Annotated in this window: 1 rRNA gene; it reads left to right on the forward strand. The window is 56.6% G+C overall.

Annotated features, from left to right (window positions below):
* Positions 1–1499: ribosomal RNA gene (locus VXC91_RS45430) — 23S ribosomal RNA — on the forward strand; the annotation flags it as partial.
* Positions 1500–1520: the final 21 nt, after the last annotated feature.

Consider the following 1520-nt stretch of genomic DNA (forward strand, 5'->3'; position numbering starts at 1 on the left):
TAGTAGGTGAGTGATGGGGTGACGCAGGAAGGTAGTCCATCCCGGGCGGTGGTTGTCCCGGGGTAAGGGTGTAGGACGGTGTGTAGGTAAATCCGCGCACTTTGTGTCTGAGACCTGATGCCGAGCCGATTGTGGTGAAGTGGATGATCCTATGCTGTCGAGAAAAGCCTCTAGCGAGTTTCATGGCGGCCCGTACCCTAAACCGACTCAGGTGGTCTGGTAGAGAATACCGAGGCGTTCGGGTGAACTATGGTTAAGGAACTCGGCAAAATGCCCCCGTAACTTCGGGAGAAGGGGGGCCACACCTGGTGATGGAGTTTTCCTCTTGAGCTGGGGGTGGCCGCAGAGACCAGCGAGAAGCGACTGTTTACTAAAAACACAGGTCCGTGCGAAGCCGTAAGGCGATGTATACGGACTGACGCCTGCCCGGTGCTGGAACGTTAAGGGGACCGGTTAGCTCACTTTCGGGTGGGCGAAGCTGAGAACTTAAGCGCCAGTAAACGGCGGTGGTAACTATAACCATCCTAAGGTAGCGAAATTCCTTGTCGGGTAAGTTCCGACCTGCACGAATGGCGTAACGACTTCTCGACTGTCTCAACCATAGGCCCGGTGAAATTGCACTACGAGTAAAGATGCTCGTTTCGCGCAGCAGGACGGAAAGACCCCGGGACCTTTACTACAGTTTGATATTGGTGTTCGGTTCGGCTTGTGTAGGATAGCTGGGAGACTTTGAAGCGCGGACGCCAGTTCGTGTGGAGTCGTCGTTGAAATACCAGTCTGGTCGTGCTGGATGTCTAACCCGGGTCCGTGATCCGGATCGGGGACAGTGTCTGATGGGTAGTTTAACTGGGGCGGTTGCCTCCTAAAGGGTAACGGAGGCGCCCAAAGGTTCCCTCAGCCTGGTTGGCAATCAGGTGTTGAGTGTAAGTGCACAAGGGAGCTTGACTGTGAGACCGACGGGTCGAGCAGGGACGAAAGTCGGGACTAGTGATCCGGCGGTGGCTTGTGGAAGCGCCGTCGCTCAACGGATAAAAGGTACCCCGGGGATAACAGGCTGATCTTCCCCAAGAGTCCATATCGACGGGATGGTTTGGCACCTCGATGTCGGCTCGTCGCATCCTGGGGCTGGAGTCGGTCCCAAGGGTTGGGCTGTTCGCCCATTAAAGCGGTACGCGAGCTGGGTTTAGAACGTCGTGAGACAGTTCGGTCCCTATCCGCTGTGCGCGTAGGAGTCTTGAGAAGGGCTGTCCCTAGTACGAGAGGACCGGGACGGACGAACCTCTGGTGTGCCAGTTGTTCTGCCAAGGGCATGGCTGGTTGGCTACGTTCGGGAGGGATAACCGCTGAAAGCATCTAAGCGGGAAGCCTGCTTCGAGATGAGGACTCCCACCCACTTGATGGGGTAAGGCTCCCAGTAGACGACTGGGTTGATAGGCCGGATCTGGAAGCACGGTAACGTGTGGAGGTGACCGGTACTAATAGGCCGAGGGCTTGTCCATAGAGGCTCGCGTCCACTGTGT

It is taken from the genome of Streptomyces chiangmaiensis, from assembly GCF_036281785.1.
Classification (GTDB): domain Bacteria; phylum Actinomycetota; class Actinomycetes; order Streptomycetales; family Streptomycetaceae; genus Streptomyces; species Streptomyces chiangmaiensis.